The organism is Desulfobacter curvatus DSM 3379 (assembly GCF_000373985.1).
GTDB lineage: Bacteria > Desulfobacterota > Desulfobacteria > Desulfobacterales > Desulfobacteraceae > Desulfobacter > Desulfobacter curvatus.
In genome coordinates, this window is sequence record NZ_KB892900.1 from 166,634 (window position 1) to 173,058 (window position 6,425).

Below are 6,425 nucleotides of genomic sequence, written 5' to 3' on the forward strand. Positions count from 1 at the left end.
ATATGAAAAAAAGCGACTATATTTTTGTAGCAGGTAAAAGAGACGAAAAACGGATTCCCTCACGGGTGCTTGAGGATATTATTCAACAGCATGTCAAGCGGGGCAACAGAAAACTTGAAGTCCAGGCCTTTGGCCAGCACGGCATTGGCGGGCGACTCTGGAATTCAGCCCCTGACACCATGGACATCCGTATCATTGGTCATTCCGGCCAGCGCACAGGCTCCCTGGGTACACCCTATACCAGAATAGAGGTCATGGGCCCTGCCTCGGATGATATCGGCTGGCTCAATGCCGGTGCTGAAATCATCGTGCACGGATCTGCCACCAACGGGGCCATGAACGGCGCAGCCCAGGGTAAGGTGTTTGTAGGCGGCTCCATTGGCGCCCGGGGCATGACCATGACCAAGCGAAATCCCAGATTTGAACCCCCTGAGTTGTGGGTCCTGGGAGCGGCAGGGGATTACTTTGGTGAGTTTATGGCTGGCGGCATTGCCGTTATTTGCGGCTTAAACGCCGCCAACCCGGAACAGGTTCTGGGCTACAGACCCCTGGTGGGCATGGTCGGCGGAAAGGTTTTTGTTCGTGGTGAAGCCAATACTTATTCCGACAAGGATGCCAAGGAAGTGGACCTGGATGATCAGGAATGGGAATGGCTGCTCCAGGGCCTTAAAATTTTTCTTAAGAAAATCGAACAGCCGAAATTACTTGACGAACTGGCTGTGCGAAAAGAATGGCGGCTGTTTGAAGCTAAAAACCCCCAGGAAAAGGCCGATGGTCCGGATAGAAGATCCATGTCGTGGTTCAGGGAACAGATCTGGGATATGGAGCTTGGCCGCGGCGGCTTGATCGGAGATCTCCAGGAAACGGAAAAGGGCACTGTGCCGGTCATTACCAAGGGCGAGTACAGAAGATATATTCCTGTCTGGGAGCAGGGTAAATATATTTCGCCCTGCCAGGCATCCTGCCCCACCGGAATTCCGGTCCAGCAGCGCTGGGCCATGGTCCGGACCGATAACATTGATGAAGCCATCTCCATGGGCCTTGAGTATTCCCCGTTTCCGGCGACTGTGTGCGGTCACCTGTGCCCCAGTCCGTGTATGGCGTCCTGCACCCGAAATTTATCTTATATGACGCCCATTAATGTTCGCCTTCTGGGACAGGCTGCCCAGAATATCAAACCGCCAAAGCCGGCTAAAAAATCCCAGAAGAAAGTAGCTGTTATCGGCGGAGGGCCGGGTGGTATTTCCGCGGCCTGGCAACTGACCATGAAAGGCCATACCGCTACGGTATTTGAAGCCGGGCAGACCATTGGCGGAAAAATTTCAGCTGTGATTCCTGAATCCCGAATCCCTGCCGAAACCCTGGATGCCGAAATAGACCGGATAAAGTCTTATATAAAGGATATAAGACTTGGAGAGGCCATTGATGCGGAAAAATTCGATGAGATAAAAAAGAGCCATGACTATGTTGTGGTGGCAGCCGGTGCAAAAAAACCCAGATCCCTTCCGATTAAAGGTATTGAGCGGGCTGTTTTTGCCAATGATTTTCTTGAGCAGTCCAAGGCAAATAAGATAAAGCCCGGTAAAAAAATCGTGATCATCGGTGCCGGCAATGTGGGCTGTGATGTGGCCACAGAAGCCCACCGGCTGGGTGCGGTTGATATCACCCTCATTGATGTTCAGAAACCGGCTGCATTCGGTAAGGAAAGAGAGGATGCCGAAAAATGCGGTGCCCAATTCCGCTGGCCGCTGTTCACCAAGGAAATTAATGCCAAAGGGGTCGAACTTGAGAGTGGTGAAACGCTGCCGGCCAATACGGTGGTGATCTCCATCGGAGACGTGCCGGACCTGTCCTTTCTTGGTGAAGGAATTGAGATTGAAAGAGGGTTTGTCAAGGTGAACGAAGCCGGCCGCTCCTCGGATGAAAAGGTTTTTGCCATCGGAGATGCCGTGGGCCCGGGGCTTATTACTGATGCCATCGGGGCGGGCAGACGGACGGCCATAGTTATTGATCAGCTTCTTAACGGCCAGGCACCGGATATGGAGGGCCTTGCCCCCATGATCGATACCCAGCGTATAAATTTGACCTATTATAATCCCAGGCAGGATGCTGACAACCTTGAGGAATGCGGCCAGGACTGTGCCTCCTGCGGAAATTGCAGGGATTGCGGCATCTGCGTGGCAGTTTGCCCTGAAGGGGCCATCAGCCGTCAGGAAAAAGATACCGGCTTTGAATATGTGGTGGATGAATCCAAATGCATTGGATGCGGATTCTGCAAGGGGGCCTGTCCCTGCGGCATATGGGAGGTGATACCCAATACACCTCTGATGTGATGTAACAACACGCAGTTAAAATTGTCGGAAAAACAATCAGGGGAAATATAAAAACGGTGCTGTTGCTCAACAGCACCGTTTTTCTTATTTTTTAGTATGAAAGCCCAAATAAGCTATTTTCATGTTTTGTTGTGGGCCGAAGCCTGGGTGTTGTAGATAGGCCAAGGGCGGCCCATGGCCGCTATACCCAAATTCCTTTCTTTGGCGGATTGCCATATGAATCGAAAGAATCTCCATTAGCCTTCAATACCGCTTGCAGTTCTTCCACAGTAAACTTAAAACCATCTTCTTCTGCCATGTTGCAAAATTTCTCCATTGAAAAACAGTTATCATACTTTACACGGAATTTGCGGTCATCTGCACCTTTATCCAAAAAGGCCTGAACGTTTTCTTCTGACATTTTACTTCTCCATTAATTAATTGGTTAAATAATGACAAAAAATAATGCAAGTGGTGTTCCATTTGTGATAAAATTTTATATTAAATTAAAAACCATCCGGTTTTTTTATATGTTCGAAGCGTTACTGTAAAAAATGTTCTTTTTTAGTACCTTTTAAACGGCAATAGTCGCTTGAAAATATAACTTGACATTGTTTTGCCGTCGATGATACCCGTATCTCGAATAAGGACATGGTCTGATCTGAATTATCGATACCCTAGGTCGACCCACAATAATGTATGAAAGTGATGCAATAATCTATTGTAGCTTTCATTTGAAACGGATAAATACAAAAAGGAGACTTTGATATGAAGAAGATACGTGTATTAAACATTTTTGTTATTTTTATGTTGCTGGTGTTCAGTGCCCAGGCTCAGGCAGGACAGGTTCGTGTTTCAGTGGCAAAGAGCATGAGCAACCTGTGCAGCAATTTGATAGTAAAGTTCCAGGAGCAGCATCCGGACGTTAAGATTGTTCCCAATTTTGCGTCATCCGGTGCCTTGGCAAAGCAAATAGAGCAGGGGGCGCCTGCAGATATTTATGTTTCTGCCAATCCCAAGTGGATGACGCATTTGGTTGAAAAGGGTAAGATTAAGACTGATACCAAAAAAATATTTGCCCACAATGCGTTGGTTTTTGTGGGCAAACCAAGTACAGATGCCCATGCCATGGGCGATTTGCAGAAGTTGACGCGTGTTGCATTGGGCAGCCCCACCAGTGTACCGGCCGGTCAGTATGCAAAGCAGGCGATGGATAACGTGGGAATATATGATGAAATGCTCAAGAAAGGGCAATTGGTTATGGCAAAGGATGTCCGCCAGGCGCTGATCTATGCTGATCGGGGGGAGACTGATGGCGCTTTTGTTTATAAAACTGATGCGATGCTCGCCGTCAGTGCTAAAATTCTGTTTGAAGTGCCTCTGGATCTTTATAATCAAGTAACCTATCCGGTTGCAATGACAAAGGAAAGCGACGGGAATGCAGATGCCAAGCTTTTCTATGACTATATTATTTCTGAAGCGGCCCATCCGGAAATGACTCGTCTTGGTTTTACGCTGCCCTGATATTTGATCATGGTAAATGAAATTGCAATATTGTCATTGTCGCCCCAGGATATATCCGCCGTTGTGCTTTCCCTGAAGGTCGCCTGTTCGGCGACCTTGATTTCCACCCCCTTTGGCATTGCTTGTGGTTACTTTCTTGCCTTTGGCAAAACCAGAGGCAAGTCGTTGGTGGAAGGGATTATCAGTCTGCCGCTGGTTCTGCCGCCGGTGGTGGTCGGATATCTGCTGCTGCTCTCCTTCGGGTCCAACGGTATCATTGGTAAGTTTTTGAAACTTTTGGGTGTCCAGGTGGTTTTTTCCCTTACCGGTGCGGTCATTGCCTCGGCGGTTGTCGGGTTCCCCCTGATGGTCCGTTCGATCCGTATTGGTATGGAGGCGATGGATCGATCCTATATTTCAGTATCACGAACCCTTGGGGCGGGATGGTGGGACAGTTTTTTTACCATTGTCCTGCCTTTGAGCGGTCGTGCGATTTTTGCCGGGATGTCATTGATGTTTGCCAGAAACCTTGGTGAGTTCGGGGCAACCGTTATTCTTGCCGGAAATATCCCGGGGGTGACGCAGACGATACCCCTGGCAATCTATGAATATACCTCTGTTCCGGGTGGTGACCGGATGGCGCTGACGCTTTGTCTGGTCTCCATCAGCCTCTCTTTTGCCATCCTTCTCGTCAGTGAGGGAATAAATCGTTGGTTCAGGAGAGGGTAGTATTGCAGTTAGACGTGGAGTTAAAAAAAAGTTTCAAGGATTTTACCCTTGATGTTGCATTTAGCCTGTCCTCATCAAGGACGGGAATTTTCGGTCCGTCAGGGAGCGGGAAATCAACGATTATGAATTTGCTGTCCGGTCTGGAACTACCGGACAGTGGGTTTATCCGATTGGATGATACCGTTCTTTTTGATGCAAAGAAAAAAATTAATTTGAAGCCGGATCAGCGCAATGTTGGTGTTGTGTTTCAGCATGCCCATCTTTTCCCTCATATGAGCGTTAAAAGAAATCTTTTCTATGGCTATAAACGAACCAGGCCGGAATATCGGCAGATTGATCCTGATGGCCTTTTTAAGGTTCTCGGTATCACACGGCTTTTGTCACGAGATGTTTCCACACTGTCAGGCGGAGAACGGCAGCGCATCGCTCTGGCAAGGACGGTTTTGTCAAATCCCCGGCTTATTTTGATGGATGAGCCGCTTTCGGCTTTGGATGAGGGGCATAAATTTCAAATTATTCCGTATTTGAAAAATGTTTTCAACCATTACGGTATTCCCATGATTTTTATCAGCCATTCGGTACTGGAAATGCGGATGATGACCGATGAGGTCCTGGTGATCGAAGAGGGGCGTATTCAGCAGCACAGTGCGGCCGAAGAACTGGTAAAAAAATCATGGGGCAGTGGTCTTGAAAGTTATATCAATCTGATCCATCTTGGTAGCGCATCACCCTATAAAGATTTGTTTCGTTATAAATGGGGCGACACCAGTTTCATTCTTACTGAACCGGCAAAAGGCGAAGAAAATCTTTTTGAACTGGATTCACGGGACATTCTTCTTTTCAAGCGGCATCCGGAGGCAACAAGTGCCAGAAATCTTTTGGAATGTACTGTGACGGATATTTATGGCAGCGGAAATCGCGTGCGTGTGGAGCTTGCTTGTGGTAATGAACATCTGATTGCCCAGATCGTCCCGGAATCAGTACATGAGTTGGGGATCGAAAAAGGGACAATGGTGGTGGCAGCAATAAAAGCATCAGCGTTTAAGAAAATATTCTAGGGAAATTATGGAAATTATCATTAAAGACGCACGTCCTGTTGATATTGATCATATGTTGCCTCTGCTGGCCCGGCAGCTTGCAACACAACAGGAATTTAAATTCAATCCCCAGATCCAGGCCCGAGGGATGCGGCTGTTGCTGGACGGGTGCGGAAAGCACAGGACCGTGAAGGTTGCGTGGATGAATGATGTAATTGTTGGAATGTGCACTGCCCAGGCGCAAATTTCAATGGTTCAGGGTAATGTTAATGCCGTGGTGAATGATCTGATTGTGGATCATGCATGCAGAAAGAAAGACGTTGCAACACTTCTGCTGTCAGCCGTTGAAAGCTGGGCCGTAAATAAAGGGATAAAATCCATTTCCCTGCTTGCAGAAAAAGATGATCGGGACAGTCTCGATTTTTACAGTAAAAAAGCGTGGAACCGAACCTCGTTGATCTGTCTGGTTAAGTCGCTGAATTGATAGATGTTTCCGTGAGAAATGCGAACACATATTCGGTGCAAAATGCTGTGGCATTAATCTTTCCGTACTCCTTAAATAGAAAAATATCCTCACGTATTCGTTCGTAGAAAAATAGGCTCAAAATAAAAAATTACATTTTCGTTCTCGTTAAGTCTGATCTCCGCCAGAAGGCAAGATTTGCTGGTAATCTGTCCATTCTTATTAAAGTTTCATAAAAAAAATTCCACTTTTTCTACGCAATAAAATATCCTTCTGAATAATAATTTATTCAAAAACATTAAATTACATATTTGAATCTAAATATATTTCATTTTTGTGTTATATGTGTCTTTTTTGATTTTGATCAGCACGAGCAAAAAA

6 protein-coding genes are annotated in these 6,425 nt (G+C 46.9%); 5 read left to right on the forward strand and 1 reads right to left on the reverse strand.

The window, feature by feature from the left end:
* Nucleotides 1-2: 2 nt before the first annotated feature.
* Nucleotides 3-2,333 carry an FAD-dependent oxidoreductase gene (locus B147_RS0100740; protein WP_020585347.1) on the forward strand — a complete coding sequence of 777 codons (2,331 nt, stop codon included), beginning with the start codon at nucleotides 3-5 and terminating at the stop codon, nucleotides 2,331-2,333.
* 181 nt (nucleotides 2,334-2,514) lie between these two features.
* Here the strand turns inward: B147_RS0100740 and B147_RS0100745 are convergent, their stop codons facing one another.
* Complete coding sequence (locus B147_RS0100745; RefSeq protein ID WP_020585348.1) at nucleotides 2,515-2,733, reverse strand: Nif11-like leader peptide family natural product precursor; 219 nt, start codon at nucleotides 2,731-2,733, stop codon at nucleotides 2,515-2,517.
* Between the two features lie 347 nt (nucleotides 2,734-3,080).
* On the opposite strand from B147_RS0100745, the gene modA reads away from it, so the two are divergent.
* From modA to B147_RS0100765, 4 genes are read left to right on the forward strand one after another with little or no spacing between them, the layout of a single operon-like run.
* Nucleotides 3,081-3,836 carry a molybdate ABC transporter substrate-binding protein gene (modA, locus tag B147_RS0100750; RefSeq protein WP_020585349.1) on the forward strand — a complete coding sequence of 252 codons (756 nt, stop codon included), beginning with the start codon at nucleotides 3,081-3,083 and terminating at the stop codon, nucleotides 3,834-3,836.
* 9 nt (nucleotides 3,837-3,845) lie between these two features.
* Complete coding sequence (gene modB, locus B147_RS0100755) at nucleotides 3,846-4,544, forward strand: molybdate ABC transporter permease subunit (RefSeq protein WP_033396652.1); 699 nt, start codon at nucleotides 3,846-3,848, stop codon at nucleotides 4,542-4,544.
* 2 nt (nucleotides 4,545-4,546) lie between these two features.
* Nucleotides 4,547-5,602: a molybdenum ABC transporter ATP-binding protein gene (modC, locus tag B147_RS0100760; RefSeq protein ID WP_020585351.1), complete on the forward strand. Its 1,056-nt coding sequence runs from the start codon at nucleotides 4,547-4,549 to the stop codon at nucleotides 5,600-5,602.
* 7 nt (nucleotides 5,603-5,609) lie between these two features.
* Complete coding sequence (locus B147_RS0100765) at nucleotides 5,610-6,065, forward strand: GNAT family N-acetyltransferase (RefSeq protein WP_020585352.1); 456 nt, start codon at nucleotides 5,610-5,612, stop codon at nucleotides 6,063-6,065.
* Nucleotides 6,066-6,425 lie beyond the last annotated feature (360 nt).